The sequence below is a fragment of the Nocardia sp. NPDC050408 genome, assembly GCF_044458905.1.
Lineage (GTDB): Bacteria > Actinomycetota > Actinomycetes > Mycobacteriales > Mycobacteriaceae > Nocardia.
On sequence record NZ_JBITIL010000005.1, the window covers coordinates 399669 to 422089 of the forward strand.

Below are 22421 nucleotides of genomic sequence, written 5' to 3' on the forward strand. Positions count from 1 at the left end.
TCAGGAACGCACGAGGCGTGCGATGGCGTCGGTGGCCTCTTTGATCTTGGCGTCCGCCTCGGGACCACCGGCGACCGCCGCGTCCACCACGCAGTGGCTGATGTGGTCCTCCAGCAGGCCCATCGCCACGGCCTGCAGTGCCTTCGTCATCGCGGAGACCTGGGTGAGGATATCGATGCAGTACTTCTCTTCCTCGACCATGCGTTGCAGGCCGCGGGCCTGGCCTTCGATCCGGCGTAGGCGCTTGAGGTAATCGTCCTTGGCAGTGATGTAGCCGTGGCCGTGCGCGGCGTGGTCGTGGGTGCCCGCCGAGTCACTGCCCGGCGCGGGCGCGGTGTCATTGTGCGACGGGATGGATGTCACCGACTGCTCCTCGCTGCTCACCGGCTGGACCGGCCTCGATAATACCCCCCTAGGGTACAGTGTCGCGAGGGTGTTGTCAGGTTACCGCGCTATGCGCCACGTCGGGTCGTCGTCCACGCACTGCCCAGTTCCATGCGATCATCGCGATCGGGGCCATGAATTGGATCATCAGGGTCACGCCGACCTGCGGGTAGGGCGGCGAAAGCAAGAAGCCGGCCCGCACCCCAGGCGACCGGGATCACACCGACCCCGCCGACGGTGCGCAGGTGGCGCGGGCTGCCGCGCAATCCGCTCGGATCGGTCATGATGAACGAAGGTTCAGTGGGTGAGATGTGGACCCGTCTGGTCGGGAATCCGGGGCGAGCGAGAGAATCGGTGCATGAGTTTGGATGTTCGGCCCGCGCTCGCCGTGATCGGCGGTAGTGGCTTCTACGATTTCTTCGATAGCGAGGCGACCACCGTCGAGGTCGAGACACCCTACGGCAAGCCCAGCGCGCCGATCGCGGTCGGCGAAGTGGAGGGTCGCCCGGTGGCCTTCTTGCCCCGACACGGCAAACAGCACGAATTCGCGCCGCATACACTGCCCTACCTGGCCAATATGTGGGCGCTGCGCTCGATCGGGGTGCGGCGGATCTTCGCGCCGTGCGCGGTCGGCAGTTTGCGCGCGGACTGGGGGCCGGGGACCGTGGCGGTGCCGGATCAGCTGGTCGACCGGACCTCCGGCCGTTCGCAGACCTACTTCGACGGCGGTGGCGTGCACGTCTCCTTCGCTGACCCGTACTGCGACGAACTGCGCTCCGCGGCAACGAAATCCGCCACGGATGCGCTGCCGATGAAGTCTTCGGGCACCATGGTCGTGGTACAGGGCCCGCGCTTCTCCACCCGGGCCGAGAGCCGGTGGTTCGCCGCACAGGGCTGGGAGCTGGTGAATATGACCGGACATCCCGAGGCCGTGCTCGCCCGTGAACTCGAAATGTGCTATGCCGCAGTCGCTTTGGTGACCGATTTGGATGCCGGACTGGAGGAGGGTGGCGGTGTGCACGCGGTCGAGGTCTTCGCCGAGTTCAAGAAGAACCTGGGACCGTTCAAGGAGCTGATCAGGCGCTCGGTTTCGGCGGTCACCGGAACCGATACCTGCGAACGTTGCCGTGTCCATGCGGGAGTATCACTACCGTTCGAACTACCGTGAATCAAGTTGGTTCGGAGCCGAAACGCGGGGTGCTGATGCGATGAGAGTGCTGGTCACCGGGGCAGCCGGGTTCGTCGGGGCGCGGTTGCGGCGGGCGCTGGCCGCCGCCGGGCACGAGGTGGTCGGGGTCGATCTACTCGGGGCGGATGTGGAAGTGCCGGAGGGCGTTTCGCGGGTGGACGTGCGCGATGCCGATGCGCTCGAGCCGTTGCTGCATGGCATCGATACGGTCTGTCACCTTGCCGCCGTCACATCCGGACCCGAATCGGCGGTGTTCGCCGCGAACAATGATCTCGGGACGGCGGTGCTGCTCGATGTGATGGGGCGGGCGAAGATACGTCATCTGGTGCTCGCCTCGTCCGTCGTGGTGTACGGCGAGGGGCGCTATCGCGGGATGAACAGCGGGCCGTTCTATCCGGGACTTCGGCGGCGGGCCGATCTGGACCGCGGCATGTTCGACCACTTGGCGCCGCGCACCGGCGAGTTGCTCACCTGGGAGCCGGTCACCGAGGACGCGCCGCTGCGTCCGCGCGGCTTCTACGGTGCCAGCAAGTTGGCGCAGGAAAACTATGCGCTGGCTTGGGGTTTGGCCACGGGCGCGGCCGTCACGGCATTGCGCTACCACAACGGTTACGGCGAGGGCGCGCGCACCGGCTTCATCGGAAACTTCCTCACCGCACTGGACCAGGGCCGCCCGCCCTTGGTAGGCGAGGACGGCGGGCAGGTCAGGGACGTCGTGCACGTCGACGACATCGTGGCCGCCACCGTAGCCGCCGTCGACCGCCGCCCACCCGGCTTCGTCCCCCTGAATATCGCCTCCGGCCACCCCGTCACCATGTGGGAGGTCGCCTCGATCATGGCCAAAGCCCGCGGCGGCCCCGCCCCCGTAGTAACCGGCCGCTACCACCTCGGCGACGCCCGCCACCTGGCCGCAGACCCCGAACGAGCCAGGCGCACATTGGGTTTCACCGCCCGGATCTCACCCACCCAAGGCCTGGCCGAACTCGCCGCTCCCGCAGTCGAGTCCACCACACCCCAACGGGAATCCGCCCCACTACACGTGCGCGCCGCTCCGAATCCTCCGACCACACCCGAGCATCGGGTTCATCCGGAACCTCGGCCCGCCGCGCCGATCGTGCGACCCGAAGCCCGCCCGGATGCTCTGGTGCCGAGCGCGAAGACGACCGCCCCCGGACCGGAGCCAGCGGTAGAGGGTGCCGGGCGGGACGTGGCGGCGCCGCCGTCCCAGCCTGAGTTGGCGAAACCGGAGGCCGGAGCGGGCTCGCCGATGTGATTGCGGTTGCGCCTCAGCGCCGTGTTCGCGACTGACGCGTTGGACTGTCCAGCAAGCGGGCATTGCCTTGGGCGGACTCGCTGGGCGTCGCGCATCTGCCCGGCGCTACGACGTCATCGGTTCCGGAGCGGCCCATTTGGTACGCGTCGTTCGGGACGGACTGTATTCAGGTCGAATACTGCGATCGATCACGCCTCGGCGAAGGCGTCGGCGTGTGCGCGGGCCCACTGGTCGAAGGTGCGCGGTTCTCGGCCGGTCACCTCGTGGACGGTGGGGTAGACCTGGGATTCGTCGAGGGTGCCGTCGACGAAGAAGCTCCAGAATGCGTCGACGTAGTGCTGCGGCATTGAGGCCTCGAGTTCGGCCCGCGTCTGCGCATTCGTCAAGCCTTGGCAGACCAGCGGCCGGTTGAGCACTTCGGCGAGCACAGCGATCTGATCGGCGGGCACGAGCGCTCGCGGGCCGGTCAGCTCGAGAATACGCCCGGCCAGCCCGTCGCTGGTCAGGGCAACCGCCGCGACGGCCGCGATATCGGCGGGATCGATTGCGGCGACGGGTACGTCGGGGAATTGGGCGCGGATCACATCGCCCTGTTCGAGTTGCGGCAGCCAGCGCAGCGCATTCGACATGAACGAGCGCGGGCGCAGAAAGGTCCACGCCAGGCCGGATTCGCGCACGTCCCGCTCGGCCTGCGTCATATACGCGGAGACCGCATTGTTCATATCCTCGAGTGCCGCCGAACCACCCGAAAGCAGGACGATGCGCTGGACGCCCGCCTTTTTCGCGCGGGCGAGCAGGTCGGGGGCGTCGGCATAGCCCGGCAGCAGGAACATTCCGGTGACCCCGTCCAGGGCTTCGGTCAGGCTTTCCGGCCGATTCAGATCACCCGTCACCGCTTCGACACCGGCGCGCAGCTGCGCCCGTGCCGGATCGCGGACCAGCGCGCGCACGTCTGCGCCGGAGTCACTCAGTGCCGCAACCAGTTCCGTGCCGATATTGCCGGTCGCGCCGGTCACCAGGATCATGCCGTCTCCTCCAGAGTCGCACCGGGTTGCCCCGTCCATCATTCGGAATCATCGACCGATCCCCGCGAATGAAATCGAGATCGCCGCATCCGCCTCGACCGTACCGTCGGCACACCGAGTTAGGCTCGCGCAGTGGATACTCCGCTACGGCTAGAGGTCATCGTGGCCAGCACGCGCCCGGAGCGATTCGCTCCGGTGGTCGCGGACTGGTTCCTGCGCACGCTCCGGGCGACCCCCGAATTCGACACCGGCGTCATCGATCTCCTCACCACCCCGCTGCCGACGGACCTGACCGTCACCGCCGAGGTCGAGGCCTACCGCCAGCGCCTGGCCGCCGCCGACGCCTTCGTCGCCATTACTTCCGAGTACAACCATGGCTACCCCGCGTCCCTGAAGACCGCCTTCGACACCGCGAAACACGAATGGCGCGCCAAACCCATCGGCTTCGTCTCCTACGGTGGTCTGTCCGGCGGCCTGCGGGCCGTCGAACAACTCCGTCAGGTGGTCGCCGAAATCCACATGGTCTCCATCCGCGAAACCGTCAGCTTCCACCAGGCCAAAAAGCAATTCGACAAATCAGGCAACACCCAAGACGGCGCCGCCATCGACGCCGCCGACCGCCTGATCCGCCAGTTGACCTGGTGGGCACGCGTTTTGCGAGAAGCACGCACCACCAACCCCTACCCCGGCTGAACCCACACCTCTCCCGACACAATCTGTCGCGAGCATCATGGCAACGGGACTACTGCGCGCTGTCTGCCATCGCGCGGCGGCCGCGGGGGTGGCCGATGTATGTTGCCTCGCGGGGGATGGAGACCAGGGTCAGGTCGACCTGGGCGGTTCCGGTTCGCAGCACCACATGGTTCCCGATGGCCCCCGGCTGGTGAATCGACAGGTCCGGCCGAGTCGCGGGCCAGCCCATCGGATCTCCGGTGACATAGATAGTCGTGACACCGGCGTGCGGCGCGGGCGCCAGCACACCGTCTACCACCGTCGCGGTGAATCCGGCATCGGATTGATGGGTCTCCACCGCGAGCTGCAGGCGCTCCGGATTCCCGATGGTCGTCACCAAATTTTCCCAAGCGTGCGTCCGATCGGTACGGATCAGGATGCGCTCGCCGACCGCCAACGCACGGAACACCAACTGCTGGGCCAAATACAGCTCACCGGCCACATACACCGTTGAGATACCGGTACCGACAATCCGGACCGCGACACCCTGACCCTCGTCATCCGACCCGATCAGCTGACCGCACCCCGACGACGGCAGATGCAGCGCACTGATCACATCGATCGGGTACTCGGTCACCGGAACCGCATCGTCGAGATCCGGAATGCCCAGCGGCAGATGCGCGAGCAGACCATCACGCTGTCGCCCGTTCATCGAGATCAGACCCTTGAGTTTCGTGCGCTCCGGCAGCTCCCGCGTGGTCAGCCGCCAGGCTGCACCGACGCTCACCGCTTCGGCCGAACTACCCGGACGCAGCCGCACCGCGACGGTCGTTCCGCGCGAGGGCGCAACCCACAGCTGCGAGAGCAGATCCGAGCCGAGCCGCTTGGGGTCGACCGCGCTACCGATATTCACACTGTTGCCGATTTCGGCGTACCGCCAGCGGTGGGTCAGCGTGCGCGGATCGAAGCCCTGCGTGACCTGCAGAACCGCCTTGCGGATCTCGGGTGCGGTGAGGATGCGAGCGCTGCAGTCGGCGTCCTCCAGCGTGCGCATAATGCGTTGCGTCGCAATGGTTACCGCCCGCGACGCACCCTCACTACCGCCACCGCGCCGGGCCGCTGCCTCCGGGCACGCGATCGCGTCGAAGCTGATGGCGAGCCACACATTCCGGTGCGCGGTCGCGGGCAGCGGACCCAGTAGCGATTCGTAGATCTTGCCCGCGGGCGTACCCGAACGGCTGCGGTGGCCATGGCTGATGATGTCGATACCGCTGAGCAGAATGTCGTGCTGGTTCAGGCATTTCGCCAATTCCGGCAGCGGCAGCAGATGCGAGGCGTGCACGGTAGTGCGAGCGATCCGGGTAAGCCCGCCCTTGGGGGCCAGCACCTCGACGACCGCGACGACTCTCGTTCCGTCCCAATACAACCCGAGCGAGCGACCGTCGGAGCCGCGGAAGTCGACGGTATCCCCGAGCTGGTAATCGCCGCGGGTCAGATAGCGCCACCAGGTCCCGATCCAATCCAGGATGGTGCGCTTGGCGACCGGGATCAGCGGCAGCAGTCCGACGACCACCGCGACGCCCAACGCGGGCCAGGCGGCAACCCCGACCAATAAGGCGAGCAGTCCGGCAACGAGCCCGATCACCTGCGCTATCAGCAGATTCGGCAGTGAGATGCGCCCGAGCAGCGGGCGTGGTCCCGCGCCGGCTTGTTCGGCCATCGTCGTCCCCCAAGTACCCGGTATCGGCCGTATCGCAGCGGCCGAGCTGAACAATAGTCCTCGGGAACTGTACTGTGTTCCGCGAACGCGAGCATTGTTCGGGGAGGGAAACATGCCTTCAAAACCCACTACACGCTGGCAGGTGAGCGGTTACCGCTTCCTGGTCCGGCGGATGGAACACGCGCTGGTGCGCCGGGACGTGCGCATGCTGCACGATCCGATGCGCTCCCAGTCCCGTGCCTACGCGGCCGGATTGATCATGGCGATCGTGGTGCTGGCCGGTTGTGGCGTGCTCGCACTGCTGCGTCCACAGGACAAGGTAGGCAGTAGCAAGATCCTGATCGGCAAGGAATCCGGCGCCGTCTACGTGATGATCAACGATGTGGCGCATCCGACGCTGAACCTCGCCTCGGCCCGGTTGGCCGCAGGATCGCCGGAAAAGGCCGTCATCGTCAAGGAATCCGAGATCGGCAAGAAGGCGCGCGGCCAGCTGATCGGCATTCCGGGCGCACCTACCTCACTGCATTTCGACAAGGACGGCAAGGGCCGGATCTGGACCGTCTGCGACCAGTTGAAGGTGGACGGCAGCAGGGACCTCACCACCTCGGTGCTCGCCGGAAGTCTCTCGCTCGGCGAGAAGGCGTCGGTGATGGGTAGGGACCGGGCGCTGCTGGTGCAGGGCAAGGATTCGGCGTATCTGGTGTACGAGGGCAAGCGCGCTCGCGTCGACCTCAAGGACCGCGCTGTCACCGACGCATTGAAGATCACCGGCGCGACCGCCCGGCCGATCAGCGAGGGCCTGCTCAATACGATTCCCGAAGTGCTGCCGATCATTCCGCCCCACATCGATAATCCGGGCGGCCCGGTGACCTACTCGGTCGGCAGCCACCGCATCGGCGACGTCGTCCACGTTCCCGCGCAGCCCAATACGGAATACGTTGTGCTGCAAGACGGTCTGCAGCCGATCTCGCCGGTGACCGCCGAGATCATCCGCAACCGAGTCCGCTCGACGTCGGGCAACGACGTCGTCGATCAGATCGACAAGACCTATGCGCCGGTGTCGAGCACACTGCAGGTCGGAACGTACCCACAGGCCGTGCCGTCCATCGTCGACTACAAGGACCAGCCGGTCAGCTGCCTGTCCTGGAAGCCGCTGGCCGCCGCCGCGGACAACAAGGACGGTGGCAATCGCGCCGAACTGACGGTGCTCACCGGTGTGGCCCTGCCGATTCCGGATAACGCCAAACTCGTGCAGCTGGCCCAGGCAGACGGTACCGGCCCCAATGCCGACTCGGTCTACATCCCGCCGGGCACCGGCGCCTTCGTCCAGACCACCGGTATCGAACCCGACAGTCGCCGTAAAGACAGCAAGTTCTACATCGCCGACACCGGTGTCCGCTACGGCATCAAGGACTCCGACGCTGAAAAGGCGCTCGGCATGGATTCGGATTCGGGCACCAAGGCCGAACCAGCGCCGTGGCCGATCGTCGGCCTGCTCGCGGCCGGTCCGAGCCTGGCCCGCGCGGATGCCATGGTCGCCCACGACGGCGTCTCCGCGGATCCCTCGCCCTCGAAATCGCCTGTCGCCTCGGCGAATTGAGTCAGTCCTCGGACATCGAGGCCGCGCGCAACTCGGCGACTTCGCTGCGTAGCGCGCGGATTTCGTCGATCAGCACCGTGATCTCCCCTTCGGTGCGGTCGGCGCTCACCTCGACGGCCTTCAGCTGATCCATTACCCAGCTGGTCGTGGTGCCGATGGCGAAACTGATCAGGCCGATGCCGAGCGTCATCAGGATCAGCGCGATCAGGCGGCCGTGCACGGTCACCGGATACACATCGCCGTAGCCGACCGTGGTCACCGACACCATGGACCACCACAGGGCATCACCGAAGTTGTGGATCTTGCTATCGGGTGCGCCGTATTCGGCATCGAAGAACGCCAGACTGCACAGCACCAGCGTGAGCGCCGAACTGGTGCCGACGAATATCGCGAGCCGGGCGCGCGTCACCCGATTGCGGTTGAGCTGGTCGAGCACCAGTAGCGCCGCCCGCAATAACCGCACCGGCCGGAACGGCGGCAACAGCACGATCAACAGCTCCAGCGGATGTGTGCGCACGAACCGCCAACGATCGCTGGACAACCAGGTCCGGATGCCGAAGTCCGCGGCGAATGCCGCCCAGATCATGATGTCGATCCGTTCGAGCCAGGCATCGAGCTGCGGTGACGCTCCGGTATCCAGCACATGCCAGGCGTAGACGCTGATGAAGAGCACGGCAAGCACCAGCATCGGAACACCGGTCGCGCGTTCCCAGTTTTGTCTACGGCTCGGGTGGCTGTGTGCTGGGTGCATGGGAACTACCTGTTTCGATCGGGCGCGACACCCTATGTACCGCCGTTTGCCACGACGACGCTACATATCGTCGGAGTTGACCCCGAACCGGCGGCGGATAGGGAACGAGGCGAGGTAGCCGAGCACCAAGGCGCCCCCGATGATCCCGGTGCCGATCAGCGCGACATTGCGAGCCCGATTGTCCGGCGGCGGAGCCGGTTTCGGCACCGCGAGCTGGGCGTTCTTGGCCGGGCTCGGCCGCTTGGGCGGCAGCGGCGTGCTGCCCACCTCATCGGTCAGCGCCGCGACCGGATCGATCGCGCCGTAGCCGATATACGGACTCCACCCCTCGGCGGGCGCATGCGCGGTGGCCTGCATCCGCTTGACCACTTCCAGCGCACTCAGCTCCGGAAAACGGGCACGTACCAGCGCGACCACCCCGGAGACCAGCGGCGTCGCGAAGCTCGTCCCGCTCATCGCCTGTTGCTGCCCTTGCTGATTCACGGTGCCGGTGGCGGTCCCGGTCCCGCGCGGGTCGAGCGAAACCATATTCTCGCCCGGCGCGGCCACACTCACCCAGGGGCCGGGCACGGTGAACTTCGACGGCGCGCCGTTCGAATCGATCGAACCCACCGAGAGCACATAGTCGTCCCAGCGGGCGGGGCTCACATTGACCTTGACGTTGCTCCACGGATCGGCGGACGGATTGAGTGGATCGATGATCTGCTGTTCGGTCTTGCAGGAGCCGTCCTGGTTTCCGGCGGCCACGACCACGACCACGTCCTTCTCCAGCGTCGCGTATCGCACTGCCGCGCCGATGGATCCGTCGACGTCATTGGACGAGCCGCACCACACCTCGGAGATATTGATGACGCTCACGTTCGCATCGGCCGCACGCCGGATCGCCGAGGCCATGGTGGCCAGATTGCCGTAGCCCTCGGGCAGGTCGTCGGGATTGCGCTCCCTGGCCCGGCCTTCCCTCTGATACATCTTGCTGGTCTGGCGGATGGTCATGATGCGCGCTTCCGGCGCGACACCGGAGAACCCCTGACTATCGATCTTCGAAGCGGCGATCAATCCCGCGACGAAGGTGCCGTGCCCGTCGCAGTCCTCGGTGCCGTCGCCCGAGTTCGCTACGAAGTCGCCACCGGCGATCAATCCGGGCAGGCGAGGATGCCGCGCGACACCGGTATCGATGACCGCGACAGTCTGGCCCTCACCCTTGGAGAACCGCCACGCACTTTCCAGATCGAGGGAGCGCTGAGCGGTCGGAATCGTCGCGCCCTCACCACCGGAGACCGTATTCGAGCAATCGGAATTCGCTGGCCGCTCGGTCTTTTCGGGCGGCGCGGCCGGATCGCCCGCGGGCAGCAGACCAGGATTCACCGCGGGCGGGTGATCCGCGGCAGCCGCACCGGCCCCCAGCCCCAACGACGCGCTCAGGCCCAACGCCACGACCGCCGCCGCGACGCGCAGTTGCGGCTTCACAGCCCGCGAACGAGCGAATAGAGCGAGGCCACCCAAAACACCAGCGGCAGCACGGCGGCCACGAACGCGTACTCGAGCAATTCGACGCCACGGCGCATCGGCGGTGTCGCGGACTGGTTCGGAATGATGATTCCGAGAATCAACGCGGCGACCAGCACTACCATCGCCGCCCCGAAGACGGCCAGCGGCTGCTCCATGCCGATGGCGACGCCGACCATCATGATCAGCACGATTGCCGCGCCGCCGGCGATCAGCACCACGGCCTGTTCCGCGCCCGCGTAGGTCCGGCTGCGGAACATCAGCACCACGGCGGTCACCAGCGCCAGCGCGATACCCGGCCAGTACGGATCCCCGGCGCTGGGATCGGTGCCCGCCAACGCTCCCCCCACCGAGAGCAGCGTGGTTGCCGCGACGAGTCCGGCCAGGTACATCCGGGCCCGTTCGGACTTCACCCGGAGCGCGTCCATGGTCGGCAGCGCGCGGTGATCGTCCGGATCGTCCTCGGTCGGGTCGATCGGGGTGCCGGGGGAGGGCACCGGCGGCAGCGGCAGTTTGGCCAGCAGCATCGAAACCCGCGGCGCGAGCGAAAGACCCGCGAGCCCGAGCGCGGCGACGACGGCGCCGATGGCCTTCTCCGGCTGGTCGGTCAGCACGCCGACCAGCGCGGCCGGTACCGCGTACACGGCGAGCGTGGCCGCGCCGATGAACAGCGCGAGGCCGACGCCCGTGACGCGCCACGCGAGAACCGCTGTCGCGCCGGCCAATACCGATCCGAGCAGCAGATGCGCCCAGCCGTAATCGTCTGGCACATAAAGCATTCCGGCGGTGAACGCGGCGGGCAGCGCGCAGCCCCCGAGTACCAGCGCGGTCGAGGTATCGCCGTACATCCTGCTGAGCACCATGCCGGCGACCACGAGCAGAATCGCCACGGTCAACGCGAGCGAACCGCTAACCCAGCCTGGCAGTGCGCCTTTGGACAGCAGCAGACCGAGGCAACCGACGATCATGGTGAGCGCGGCCAGCACCGACCCGGTGATCCGCGCGACCTTCGGTGTCCAGCTGCGATAGTGATCGGCGTCGGCGATCGCGACGTTGTACATGATGTCGTCGAACAGCGGCGTCGGTGCGGTATGCGAGGCGCTCTCCAACATGAGCAGTTCGCCGTCGCGCACGCCGTGCTCGCCGAGGCTCAGCGAATTGGAGAACGGGGGATGGCCGATTCGGGCCAGCACCCATTCGGCGGGCTCGAAACGCTCGCCCTCATTGTCGAAATCGTTGGTGCGGCTGTGTTGAGCGACCATATCGACGACACTCGGAATCACCAGCGCGACCGGCACATCGACCGGAATCGCCATATCAACCTGAGTGTGCTTCGCGAGAATCGTGACCCGGGCAAGATCGGGCGCACGGACGATGCCGCGCGAGGATTCTTCGTCGATGTGGTCAAGTCGCGCGTGCGTCAAGCTTCCCCCAACTCGGTCTCTACCTCGTATTTCCGCGTCCCGTGAGCGAGGGGGCCGAGCTTGCGAACCCACCGTTCGGGCAGCAGAATGCTGGTCGAACTGTACGACATGTCAGCTGTGCCCTCTACACTGAGGCCGAAAAAGTGCAGCTTGCGAAGAGGGGGATCTCGTCCGATGAGTACTGTCCGGTTCCAGCGGCGTGCGCGTCGCGAGATGCCGCGCACGCCAGGTGGCGAGGTCACGCTGCAGCCGCCGCCCGAAATCCCAAGGGTGACACCGGGCAGCCTGGTATCGAAGCTGATGCCGGTCGTGATGGTCGTCGGCATGGTCGGCATGATGGCGCTGCTGTTCACCCAGGGTGGCAGCATCGCGTCGAACCCGATGAGCATGATGTTCCCGATGATGATGGTCGTCTCCATGGTCGGCATGTTCGCCGGTCAGGGGGGCGGCAAGGGACAGAAGGCAGCCGAGGCGAACGAGGACCGCAAGGACTATCTGCGCTACCTCGACCAGGTTCGCAAGGATGTCGACCAGACCGCCACCCAGCAGCGTGCCTCGGTCGAATGGAGCCATCCCGAGCCGGGTCTCATCTGGATGCTGGCGGGCACCAGCCGCATGTGGGAACGTCGCGCCGGGGACAAGGACTTCTGCCACGCCCGCATCGGCATCGGCGGACAGCGTCTGGCCACCCGTCTGGTCGCGCCGGAGACCGGCCCGGTCGAGGAATTGGAGCCGATCGCGGCGGTCTCGCTGCGCCGCTTCGTGCGCGCGCACTCCACGGTTCCGGATCTGCCGACGGCGATCGCGGTCAAGGGCTTCGCGACCATCGCACTCGACGGCGACCGCGCCGAAGCTCGCGATATGACCCGCGCAATGCTGTTGCAGCTGTGCATGTTCCAGGCACCGGACCAGGTGCTCATCGCCGTCGTCTGTGGCCCGGACACCGCCCGCGAATGGGAATGGACCAAGTGGCTGCCGCACACTCAACATCCGGACGCGCAGGACGGCATCGGCACCGAGCGAATGTTCTACGGCTCGATCCGGGAGGCCACCGCGGGGCTGCATCCGTTGCTGGCCAACCGCGTTCGCTATTCGCGCAACCAGCCCGCCAATGCCAACCTGGTGCATATCGTCATTGTCGTCGACGGCGGCCTGCTCGAGGCCGAAGAAGACCAACTTCGCGAATCCGGTTACGAAGGCGTGACCATCATCGACTTGTGCGGCTACGCACCGCGTTTGGCCGTTTCGCGCGGCATCAAGATGGTTGTCGAGAACGGTGAATGCGTCGGTCGCGGCGCCACCGGAAACCAGGAGCGTTTCGCGCTCATCGACCGAATCAGTCCGCAGCAGGCCCAGCAGGTCGCACGCCGCCTCGCGCCGTATCGCGCCGCGACCCAGCGCAGCAGCGATGCCGAACACGATGACGCCGAAGTGATCTCGACCTGGACCCAGCTGATGAAGCTCGGCGACATCGGCACATTCAATCCCGAGCACGCCTGGCGTCCCCGCTACGGCCGCGAGCGGCTGCGCGTGCCCTTCGGTGTCGGCGCGGACGGCGCGCCCATCGAACTCGATATCAAGGAAGCCGCCGAAAGCGGTATGGGTCCGCACGGATTGTGCATCGGCGCAACCGGTTCCGGTAAATCGGAATTCCTGCGCACCCTGGTGCTCAGCCTGTTGGCCACGCATTCGCCGGACCAGCTGAACCTGGTGCTCGTCGACTTCAAGGGTGGTGCGACCTTCCTCGGCCTGGACGGTGTCCCGCACGTCGCTGCCGTCATCACCAACCTCGAAGAGGAAGCCGACCTCGTCGACCGTATGCGCGACGCCCTGGCCGGTGAAATGAACCGCCGCCAAGAGGTACTGCGTCAGGCGGGCAACTTCGCCAACGTCTCCGAATACGAAAAGGCGCGCGCCGCGGGCGCCGATCTGGACCCGCTGCCGGCACTGTTCGTCGTGCTCGACGAGTTCTCCGAATTGCTCACCCAGCACCCGGATTTCGCCGAACTGTTCGTGATGATCGGCCGCCTCGGCCGCTCGCTGCACGTGCACCTGCTGTTGGCCTCGCAGCGCCTCGAAGAGGGCAAGCTGAAGGGTCTGGAGAGCCACCTCTCCTACCGCATCGGTCTGAAGACATTCTCCGCCAACGAATCCCGCCAGGTCCTCGGCGTCCCGGACGCCTACAACCTGCCCGGCATCCCCGGCGGTGGTTACCTCAAGTCCGACTCCGGCGAGATCCAGCGCTTCCAGGCCTCCTACGTCTCCGGCCCCTACGTCGGCGGCGGCTCCCAACGCGAGGTCACCCAAGCCGGCGTCGCGGGCGGCGAAATCGATATCAAGGCAAGGCCGTTCACCGCCACCCACGTCGACTTCCGCGCCATCGACCGCATCCCACTGCCGTCCGAGCCGACACACGATCCCGAACCGCAGTCCGAAGACGGCGAACAGATCTCCAACCTCAATATGCTGGCCTCCCGCATCCGCGGCCACGGCCGCCCGGCCCACGAGATCTGGCTCCCGCCCCTGGACGAGGCCCCGACCCTCGACCAACTCATCCCGCGCAGCGTGCTCACCGGCGAATACTCCGCCGTCGCCACCCTGCGCGCCCCCATGGGCATCGTCGACCGCCCCTACGACCAGCGCCGCGACCCCTTCGTCGTGGACTTGTCGGGTTCACGAGGCAATGTCGCAGTCGTCGGCGGCCCCCAGTCGGGCAAATCCACGGCCCTGCGCACGATGATCATGGCCTTGTCCCTCACCCACACCGCCGAACAGGTGCAGTTCTACTGCCTCGACTTCGGTGGCGGTACCCTGGCCAGCCTCGAAGGCCTGCCGCATGTGGGTTCGGTGGCCAGCCGTCTCGATGAGGACAAGGTCCGGCGCACCATCGCCGAAATGACGACCATCGTCCGTCAGCGCGAAGCGCGGTTCCGCCAACTGGGCATCGAGTCGATGACCGAATTCCGCCGTCTGCGCGCCATGGACCCGGCCAGCAGTCCCGGTGCGGCTGGGGCGCACGAGGATCCGTTCGGTGACGTCTTCCTGGTCATCGACGGCTTCGGTTCCATCCGCCAGGACTTCGACCCTCTCGAACAGCCCATCATGAACCTCGCGGTCCAGGGCCTGTCCTACGGCGTCCACGTGGTCATCGCCCTCGCCCGCTGGGCCGAAGCGCGTCCCGCCCTGAAAGACCAGATCGGCACCCGCATCGAACTCCGTCTCGGTGACCCCATGGATTCCGACCTCGGCCGCAAGTTCGCCGCCCTGGTACCCCAGGGGCGCCCGGGTCGCGGCATGACCCCCGAATGCCTGCACATGTTGACCGGTCTGCCGCGCATCGATGGCAGTGCCGCCCAGGAAAACCTCGGCCAGGCAGTGGCGGACGCGGTGGCGACCATTGCCCGTCTGACTCCTGGCAGGCCCGCTCCGGCCGCCAGAATGCTTCCGGAAATGTTGCCGCGCGAGCAATTGCTGCAGTTCGCGGGCAACTGGCCCTCCCAGGTCGACCCGGAAGCCAAGTGCATGCGAATTCCACTCGGCATCAACGAATCCGAGCTTGCGCCCGTCTACCTCGACTTCAACGAGAGCCCGCACTTCATCGTCATCGGTGATACCGAAAGCGGTAAGACGACACTGCTCCGGTCGATTATCGAGAGCATCGCGGCCTCGAACACACCGGATCAGGCGCGTTTCATCCTCGGTGACTACCGACGGTCGATGCTGGGACTCGTGCCCAACGGATACCTCGCCGGATACGGTTCCACCGCACCGCAATTCACCCAGAACATGGCCGATCTCGCCGCCTATGTGGCCCAGCGGACCCCCGGCTCCGACGTCACGCCGCAGCAACTGCGTGATCGCTCTTGGTGGCGGGGTCCGGAACTGTACATCATCGTCGACGACTACGACTTGGTCGCCTCATCCAGCGGCAACCCGGTATCGGCGCTGTTGGAACACCTTCCGCATGCCCGAGATCTGGGTTTCCACGTGATCATCGCGCGGCGCTCCGGTGGCGCGAGTCGCGCACTGTACGAAGCGACGGTCGCGCGCATGAAGGACCTCGGATCGGCCGCTCTGGTCATGAGCTGCAATAAGGATGAGGGCGTTTTGTTCGGTAACACGCGTCCGGGTATCAAACCCCCCGGGCGTGGTACCTACGTCACGCGTAACAGCGAAGGTCTGATCCAGTTGGCCTGGATGCCTCCGGCGGAGTGATGCCGAGCGTCGATCTAGTGGTGACGGACACCCGCGTATGGGCGCGCGGTCCGGCCACCCATTGGGATACGCCGCCTTCGGTGGTGCTCGGTAGCGACGGGGATCTCGTTGTCGGAGAGCCGCTTACACCGCCGACACAGGTGAGCTCCGCGGTCCAGTATGTGGGCGGGGACCGCATAGCCCTGCTGCCGCGTGTTCCGGCCGTCGCCGAAGCGATGACGGCGGTGGTCGGAACAGTCCTGCGGAACCTCGGTGCGGCGATTCCGTGCGAACAGGTGACCGTGGTGTGCCCGACCGAATGGGGCAGGCGGCGACGTGCGGTCATCGACGATGCTGTTCGGCGCTTCGCCACCGATATCGTGTTCGAGGACATGGCAATACGCGCCGTTGTCACCGATGCGGGTACCGCGCGCAGCAGGCGCACCGTTGTGTTGGAGTTCGGCCCGCTCTCGACCACAGCGACCGCTGTCGTGCGCAGCCATCAGGGCACTCACATCGAATCGTGTGAGCATGAACCGAATCTCGCGGTTGCCGACATCGCGCCGGATGCGGCGGGGGACGAACAGCTGGCCACTCTTTTCGATCGTCTGCTCGGCGGGCAACCCGCCGATGTCGTTCAGGCGGTGGGTGTTTCGGATTCGGCGAAGCTTGATGTGATCAGGTCGGTGGCACAGCGGTTCTGCGGACCGGAGGTCGAAGTCCGGCCGGTCGCGGGCGCTGATCTGGTGCGTGGGTCGCGGCTGGAACCGGAGTACCAGCCCGAGATCGCGCCATTGCCGACCACGGAGTGGATGCAGCCGCTGCGGCAGCGGGCAGCGGCGATGCAGCCGCCTGGGCGCAATACGAAGGTGTACGTGGTGAGTGCCGTGGCTGCGGTTGCGGTGGTGGCCGCTGCGGCCGTCGGGGCAGTGTTCGCGTTCGGCGGCTCGGATGACCACCCAACCGCCGCACCGGCGAGCACAGCTGTCTCCGTGCGTCCCACGCCGCCGTCGACCAGCGCGCAGCCATCGACGACGGCCCGAGCATCGGAAACCGTTGGGCGCGTACGCTTCCAGATACCGGCTGGATGGCGATTCGCACAGGCGCCTGACCCGAACAAGTCTCGGGTCGATCTCGTCCCGTCGGACGGAACTCGGATGCGCATCACCGTGATCCAGACCCCGGTCGCAACGGGCGCCGGATACGAGCAGGTCGCGGCGAATCTCGAGGCCCAGATGAAGCAGCGGCCGAGTGGTACGGTCGGCGAGCTGAAGCGCGACATAGTATTCGGCGGTAAATCGGGCCTGGCCTACACCGAACAGCCCGGTGATGGCTCAACTGTGAACTGGCATGTATTGGTGGAGCAGGGACTTCAGATCAGCACCGGGTGCCAGTACTTCGGTAGCTGGGACTCGATCGCGCAGACCTGTGCGCAGTTCGCGGCATCCATTCAGACGACGCCGTAATCGCTGTTCCGCCCAAATAATTCGTGCCCCCGGCAAACTGCCGGGGGCACGAATGGTTCCGAGTCGAATCTCAGAAGAGGCCAGCGAGCGCGGTGTCCGTGCCCTGAAGCTCGGAGTTGCCCTTGTCGACGAGCTGAGCGGCGCCGTGCAGGGTCGTGTTCAGCTGAACGACATGCTGGTTCCAGGTCGTCTGGTACTGGTCGAACGCTTCCTTCGCCGCACCACCCTGGGTGTCGAAGAAGGCCTTCACCTTCTTCTCGAAGGCCTCGAGCTCGTTGCGGATGGTCTCGGCGCGGTTGATGATCTGACGCGCGCCGTCTGCAACACCGTCGAAATTAGCGGAGATGGGCTTGCCACTGCTCATTGTTCAGGCTCCTATGCTGCGTGGTTTTGGAGTTTAGACCGCAGGCAGGTCGAGGCTGGAAACCTGCGCCTGCACCTTGGAGGCGAAGTCGTCGGTCTGATCAGAGAACGAGTTGCTCATCTTGAGCAGCTTCTCGGAGGTCTCCATCAGCTGGTCGTTCATCTTGTCGGCCTGGAAGTAGTAGCGCTCCATGAAGGCGTTGAACGCGTCGCGGGCCGCACCCTGCCAGTTGGCGCCGTTCGTCACGTTGTCTTCATCGGTCTTCAACTGCCGGATGGCCATCATCAGGCTGTTGTGCTGCTCCTGGAATTCCTTCGCCTTCGCATTGATACCCTCGGTATCCGCAGCGAAATTCCCTGGTGAAGTCATCGCTTCTGCTCCTGGTTCTGGTTGTGGTCAATCCAAGTGCGAGTTGACCTCGTTCATACGGTTGGACGCGTCCTCGGCCCGTTCGGTTCCATCCAGTTCGAAAGAATCTGATAGATCCACCGCGTCGCACGGGCGCTGTAGCGTTGTCGACCGGCTACATCACGGTCGGAGGGCCTCAGAGATCCCCCCGGATGTCTCGGACCGCAATGTCGTCGTCTCGGTCGCCACCAGCACACCGATCCCCTCCTTCCCCCTGTTCGCGGCCACTTGAACTGGCGAGTGGGCTGGCTGCGAACACCCTACCGAACAGCGCGCTCTCGCGTCTACAAGACAGATCCCAGTTCGATAAGAGCTGTGGATAACCCTGGCGTTGCGCTACTTGACGACCTTGGCGATCGTCGGAACCATCTTGTCCGCCAGTGTGTCCTGGGACTGTGCGGTCCACACCTGGAACGCCTGCACTGTCGACGGATCATCGACCACAACGATCTTCGCGTTGCTTGACAGAATGCTCCCCGGCAAGCCACGCAGTCCGCCGTTCCCGGCCTGGCTATCGGTCCGCAGCACGATCACGACCTCGGAATCGACATCTGCCGAATAACTCGCGGCCGAAAGTGCGCGTGGTGACTTCTCGTCGCCGACGGCCTTGTATTTGGTGCTGTAGGCAAAGCCGAGGTTCTGCAGGAACTTGGATTGGTCGCTGGGGTTGAGCACCACCGAGAGGGTCGAGTTGCCGAAATTGAACGCGGTGACAGTCTTTCCCGAGAATTGCGGATTGGCGTTCCGCGCTTCGGCCACCTTGTCGCCACCGCCGCCGGAGTCGGATTTACCGTTGGTGAGGAAAAAGGTTCCAGCCGCGACGGCGGCGATGACGACAACCGCGAGAGCCGCTGGTACCAGGATTCGACGGATGGCCGACCGTGGGGAGTGATTTCGCTGCGTCGCGATCAAGCTTTGGTCCGTATTCTCCTGCGGCGCGAATCCGGTAGCAGGAGTTCGGGGTTGGGTGTGGTAGCCGGGGGCGTGGGGACCCCCGGTGACCGGCATGGTCGGGTTGGTCGAATATCCCGCGACAGGCATGCGGTTATCGGTCGAATATCCGGCCTCCGGAGCGCGGAATTGAGTGCCGTATAAGGCGGCCTCTGCGGCTTGGGTGAACTCCCGACACGTCGCGTAGCGCTGTGTCGGATCCTTGGCCATCACCTTCTCGATCACCGCATCCAAGGCGGGCGGCAGGCCCGGTCGAACCGCACTCAATTTCGGCGGCGGCTCGTGCAGATGGCCCATCATGACGACGGCCGGCATGGTCGACGGATACGGGTTCTGCCCGGTCAGCAGCTTGAAGAACGAGCAGCCCAGGCTGTAGATATCGGCGCGATTGTCCAGGCTGGTTCCGACCAATTGCTCGGGTGGGGCATAGGCGACGGTGGCCATGAAATTGCCGGTCGCGGTGAGGTCTTGGCCGTCCTCGGACGACTTCGCGACACCGAAGTCGGTGAGCAGTACTCGTTCCTCATCACCCGCTTCGGCGGCGGAGAGCAAGAAGTTCGCCGGTTTCACATCTCGGTGCAGCAGCCCGCGTCGGTGCGCGTAGTCGAGCCCTTTGCCCACCTCGGACACGATCCGCAGGGCTCGCTGCGGGGTCATCACGGAGGGCCCCTTCTTGGCCTCGTCCGAGGCATCGACACCGTCGACGTACTGCATGGCGATCCACAGCTGGCCGTTCTCCTCGCCGCGGTTGTACACCGCGACGATATTCGGATGATCGAGTCCGGCGGCCAGATTCGCTTCGCGCTCGAAGCGGGCGCGGAATTCGTCATCGGTGGACAGGTCGGCGCTGAGAACCTTCAATGCGTCACGACGGGGGAGGATCGGGTTCTGGGCCAGGTACACCGTGCCCATACCGCCGCTGCCGAGAACTTGAAGTACCCGGTAGCCACCTACGATTGCGCCGGGCCGCAACGCCATTCGGTCCTCCTCGATGATGTCGAACGCCCGGACACGCGAGCCTCCGTCAGAAATCTAGCAAGTCGTCGGTGGGTATTCGAGTCGCATCCGAACCGTCCTCAACGGCTCTGCAGCAGGACATACTGCGCGGAGACCTTCTGGTGCAGATCCTGCAGCTGCTTGCCGAACGCCTGCACGACGTACCGATCGACCTGGAACATACACAGATTCATCGAGCCGGTCGGATTCTTATCGGTTACTCCATCCGCGAAACATTGGACATGTTCGCCGAGTCCGGCCGGGGCGCCGACCATCTTCTGATCCGGTTTCAATGGCTGCCACTTCGTCCAGAGGTCGTCGGCGTCCTTCAGGGATTTGGTTCGGAAGACGACGGCATCACCGAACGACACCAGATCGACGCCGTGCTTCTCCAGTTCCGGCAGTGTTGCCTGACCGGCATTCATCAACGACACCGTCCCGCGGCCGCTGAAAACACCGTCGGGCTCTGCGCGAATGGGTCTTTCCGGATTGCTGGGTATGGTTCGGCCGAGCAAACCCTGTGGATCGAGCGGGATACGTGAGAGCTCGCCGGCCGGAGTCGGCTGGAACTTGTCGAGCAGCGGGAGTTGCACTCCGAGCATCTTCTCGACCTGCGATGTCAACGCGGGCAGATCGGGTGCCGAGGTATCGTCCACCACTTTGATGTAGACGACATATCGGTCGTGCACCGTCCACGAGCCGACCGAGGAGATATCCGGTCGCCAATGTGCGTACGTATTCGGCTGCGCGATCGGAACAGGCTGATTGTCGGCGTTGTAGGTGAAGTCGTCGTGTTCGAGGGTCGGTCCGACTGCCGACGCGGTTTGCGCATCCGGGAACATCAGCACCGCGACATTCAGCGTTCGCCGCTTGTCCTCCTGCGCGCCCCCGCTTCGCCATGCGTTGACCCAGCCCGCGACCAAGTCCTTCGCGACATCATCGAAGGTGTCGTTGATGACGAGGCTGCCGAGGGTCTTGCGGTTGAGGACAATATGTGTCGCGATGCCCCAGGCGTCCTCAACGTAAACGGGGTCGGCTTCGTACGGCAGCGCCACATAGTCGGCCAGTCGTTGTGCCTCCCGCGCCCGAGCTTGTTTGTCGCTCTTCGCATTACCCACTTGGCGCGGCTTGGTCTGATAGTTGCCTACATCGAGCTTCGATACATCGGGTTGCACGCGGACCGGCTCGCCGGTCACCTGGGCACCACACCCTGACAACGCGGTCGTCAACGCCGCGGCCGTGCACAGTGCCGCCACCCATCGAACGGCCGTCGGCTTCGTCGCGAGCTTCATGCCTCCCCTAACGCCCGTAAGCAAGTAACTTGTATTGCGCGGCGGCCTTTTGATATGCCTCCTGCACGTTGGTTCCCACGACTCGCGCGACGTATCTGTCGTATGCGAGATAGCACACGGGCGGATATGTAAGCGAAGGGCTCTTTTTATCCTTGACATCGAAACACTTGGCGTCGGGCATATTCGGGGGTGCGTCGACCGGACGGTATTTATCGGCCTTCTGATCGATCATGGCGGCGATGAGACGGACTGTGCTGCTCGAATCCCGGGTGCGATATACCTTCTCACCGGCGTACGCGACCAGATCGACGCCCGCATCGTCGTAAGCCGCCTTGGCGAGTGCGGGGAAGTTCTCCGAATGCAGCGCGACGTGTCCGGGCATCAGCACCGTGCGGTCGATTCCGGATACGCTCTTCTGCCGCTCTTCGAGCGGTAGCGTCCGTCCGAGTAATCCGTCCACATCCATAGGGAGGGATGCGATTTGATCGACCGGAGTCGGCGAGTAGTCCTTCAGCATCTCGATCTGTTCAGTGAAGGCCGCCTGGGTGAAAGCGATCAGCGGTGCGGTGTCGACAGGTTCACTAACCGGATCGTCGATATGCACGTATAGCAGCATGGCGTCGTGTACGAGGAACGAGTCCAGGGTCCGTTTGCTTGGCGACCATTTCGCACGAGCAGTCGGATGCCCAGGGATCGTCACGGTCTCGCCGGGCAGCACTTCGGTCTGACGGTCCGCGAGGCGACGAGCCGCGGTCTCGGCCTTGCCCTGGTCCGAGAACCGGAGCGTATCCATGATCACCGAACTGCCGAGCCAGAACGGGCTCCGGCGCTCACCCGTCGTCTCCCACCCGGCGACGAGTCCTTGTGCGAGATCAGGGAATTCCTTGTTATCGATCGATGAGATGGTTGCCGGGGATTTCAGGGTGGTCCGCCCATCGATCGTTGCCAGGCGTTGGAAAGCGAATTTTCCATCTATATCGAAAGGTAGTGGTACCGAGTTTCCGAGCCGTACCGACTCTAGATAGCCCCCCGAGTCGGCATTGCGCGTGGTTTCCATATCGCGCGGTGTTGTCGGATAGTTGCCGGAATCCAGTTTGGCAACGTCGATGGTCGGCGTGGTCGTGCCCTGGCTGTCACCGCAGGCAGTGGTCGCCGCGAGCGCCACGGCGATGATGGCGTACAGACTGTGTCGCAATCGCATGGTCG

17 protein-coding genes and 1 pseudogene are annotated in these 22421 nt (G+C 65.3%); 6 read left to right on the plus strand and 12 right to left on the minus strand.

The window, feature by feature from the left end; all coding sequences use genetic code 11:
* Both ACIBJI_RS18230 and ACIBJI_RS18235 read right to left on the minus strand, forming a co-directional pair.
* The gene (locus ACIBJI_RS18230) at nt 1-354 is read right to left on the minus strand and encodes a metal-sensitive transcriptional regulator (RefSeq protein WP_396957615.1); all 354 of its coding nucleotides are present in this window, start codon (nt 352-354) and stop codon (nt 1-3) included.
* Nucleotides 355-452: 98 nt separating this feature from the next.
* Entirely contained in the window at nt 453-668 is a 216-nt protein-coding gene (locus ACIBJI_RS18235; protein WP_364346194.1) for a hypothetical protein, read from the minus strand.
* A 74-nt stretch (nt 669-742) separates the two neighbouring features.
* Here ACIBJI_RS18235 and ACIBJI_RS18240 point away from each other — a divergent pair, with 74 nt between their 5' ends.
* Together ACIBJI_RS18240 and ACIBJI_RS18245 are read left to right on the plus strand one after the other, a co-directional pair.
* Nucleotides 743-1552 (plus strand): S-methyl-5'-thioadenosine phosphorylase, encoded by an 810-nt coding sequence (locus tag ACIBJI_RS18240; protein ID WP_364346196.1) that lies wholly within the window; start codon nt 743-745, stop codon nt 1550-1552.
* 40 nt (nt 1553-1592) lie between these two features.
* A pseudogene (locus tag ACIBJI_RS18245) lies at nt 1593-2561 on the plus strand (NAD-dependent epimerase/dehydratase family protein); the annotation flags it as partial.
* 473 nt (nt 2562-3034) lie between these two features.
* Here the strand turns inward: ACIBJI_RS18245 and ACIBJI_RS18250 are convergent.
* Nucleotides 3035-3871 carry an NAD(P)H-binding protein gene (locus ACIBJI_RS18250; RefSeq protein WP_397084960.1) on the minus strand — a complete coding sequence of 279 codons (837 nt, stop codon included), beginning with the start codon at nt 3869-3871 and terminating at the stop codon, nt 3035-3037.
* 132 nt (nt 3872-4003) lie between these two features.
* Here ACIBJI_RS18250 and ACIBJI_RS18255 point away from each other — a divergent pair, with 132 nt between their 5' ends.
* Nucleotides 4004-4564 (plus strand): NAD(P)H-dependent oxidoreductase, encoded by a 561-nt coding sequence (locus ACIBJI_RS18255; protein WP_364346200.1) that lies wholly within the window; start codon nt 4004-4006, stop codon nt 4562-4564.
* Nucleotides 4565-4613: 49 nt separating this feature from the next.
* On the opposite strand, the gene eccE is transcribed toward ACIBJI_RS18255, so the two are convergent.
* Nucleotides 4614-6263, minus strand: a complete 1650-nt coding sequence (eccE, locus tag ACIBJI_RS18260; RefSeq protein ID WP_364346202.1) for a type VII secretion protein EccE — start codon at nt 6261-6263, stop codon at nt 4614-4616.
* Nucleotides 6264-6375: 112 nt separating this feature from the next.
* Between eccE and eccB the strand changes: the two genes are divergently transcribed.
* On the plus strand, nt 6376-7863 hold the full coding sequence (eccB, locus tag ACIBJI_RS18265; protein WP_364346204.1) for a type VII secretion protein EccB: 1488 nt from the start codon (nt 6376-6378) through the stop codon (nt 7861-7863).
* Between the two features lies 1 nt (nt 7864).
* Here the strand turns inward: eccB and ACIBJI_RS18270 are convergent, their stop codons facing one another.
* The 3 genes from ACIBJI_RS18270 to eccD are packed head-to-tail and all read right to left on the minus strand — an operon-like array spanning nt 7865 to nt 11544.
* Nucleotides 7865-8614, minus strand: coding sequence for a potassium channel family protein (locus ACIBJI_RS18270; protein WP_364346206.1), 750 nt, complete (start codon nt 8612-8614; stop codon nt 7865-7867).
* Between the two features lie 60 nt (nt 8615-8674).
* Nucleotides 8675-10081: a type VII secretion-associated serine protease mycosin gene (mycP, locus tag ACIBJI_RS18275; protein WP_364346208.1), complete on the minus strand. Its 1407-nt coding sequence runs from the start codon at nt 10079-10081 to the stop codon at nt 8675-8677.
* Nucleotides 10078-11544 carry a type VII secretion integral membrane protein EccD gene (eccD, locus tag ACIBJI_RS18280; RefSeq protein ID WP_396957453.1) on the minus strand — a complete coding sequence of 489 codons (1467 nt, stop codon included), beginning with the start codon at nt 11542-11544 and terminating at the stop codon, nt 10078-10080. Before eccD ends, mycP begins: the two co-directional genes overlap by 4 nt.
* A 174-nt stretch (nt 11545-11718) precedes the next feature.
* Here eccD and eccCa point away from each other — a divergent pair, with 174 nt between their 5' ends.
* Nucleotides 11719-15759, plus strand: a complete 4041-nt coding sequence (gene eccCa / locus ACIBJI_RS18285; RefSeq protein ID WP_397084963.1) for a type VII secretion protein EccCa — start codon at nt 11719-11721, stop codon at nt 15757-15759.
* A 20-nt stretch (nt 15760-15779) separates the two neighbouring features.
* Entirely contained in the window at nt 15780-17204 is a 1425-nt protein-coding gene (locus ACIBJI_RS18290) for a type VII secretion-associated protein (protein ID WP_397084965.1), read from the plus strand.
* 70 nt (nt 17205-17274) lie between these two features.
* Here ACIBJI_RS18290 and ACIBJI_RS18295 read toward each other — a convergent pair whose 3' ends face one another.
* The 5 genes from ACIBJI_RS18295 to ACIBJI_RS18315 all read right to left on the minus strand — a co-directional run bounded on the left by ACIBJI_RS18295 (nt 17275) and on the right by ACIBJI_RS18315 (nt 22416).
* Nucleotides 17275-17568 carry a WXG100 family type VII secretion target gene (locus tag ACIBJI_RS18295; RefSeq protein ID WP_364346216.1) on the minus strand — a complete coding sequence of 98 codons (294 nt, stop codon included), beginning with the start codon at nt 17566-17568 and terminating at the stop codon, nt 17275-17277.
* Between the two features lie 33 nt (nt 17569-17601).
* On the minus strand, nt 17602-17937 hold the full coding sequence (locus ACIBJI_RS18300) for a WXG100 family type VII secretion target (protein ID WP_364346218.1): 336 nt from the start codon (nt 17935-17937) through the stop codon (nt 17602-17604).
* Nucleotides 17938-18312: 375 nt separating this feature from the next.
* Nucleotides 18313-19905: a serine/threonine-protein kinase gene (locus ACIBJI_RS18305; protein WP_364346220.1), complete on the minus strand. Its 1593-nt coding sequence runs from the start codon at nt 19903-19905 to the stop codon at nt 18313-18315.
* A 98-nt stretch (nt 19906-20003) separates the two neighbouring features.
* Nucleotides 20004-21215 (minus strand): hypothetical protein, encoded by a 1212-nt coding sequence (locus ACIBJI_RS18310; protein ID WP_397084968.1) that lies wholly within the window; start codon nt 21213-21215, stop codon nt 20004-20006.
* A gap of 7 nt (nt 21216-21222) precedes the next feature.
* The gene (locus ACIBJI_RS18315) at nt 21223-22416 is read right to left on the minus strand and encodes a hypothetical protein (protein WP_364346224.1); all 1194 of its coding nucleotides are present in this window, start codon (nt 22414-22416) and stop codon (nt 21223-21225) included.
* Nucleotides 22417-22421: the final 5 nt, after the last annotated feature.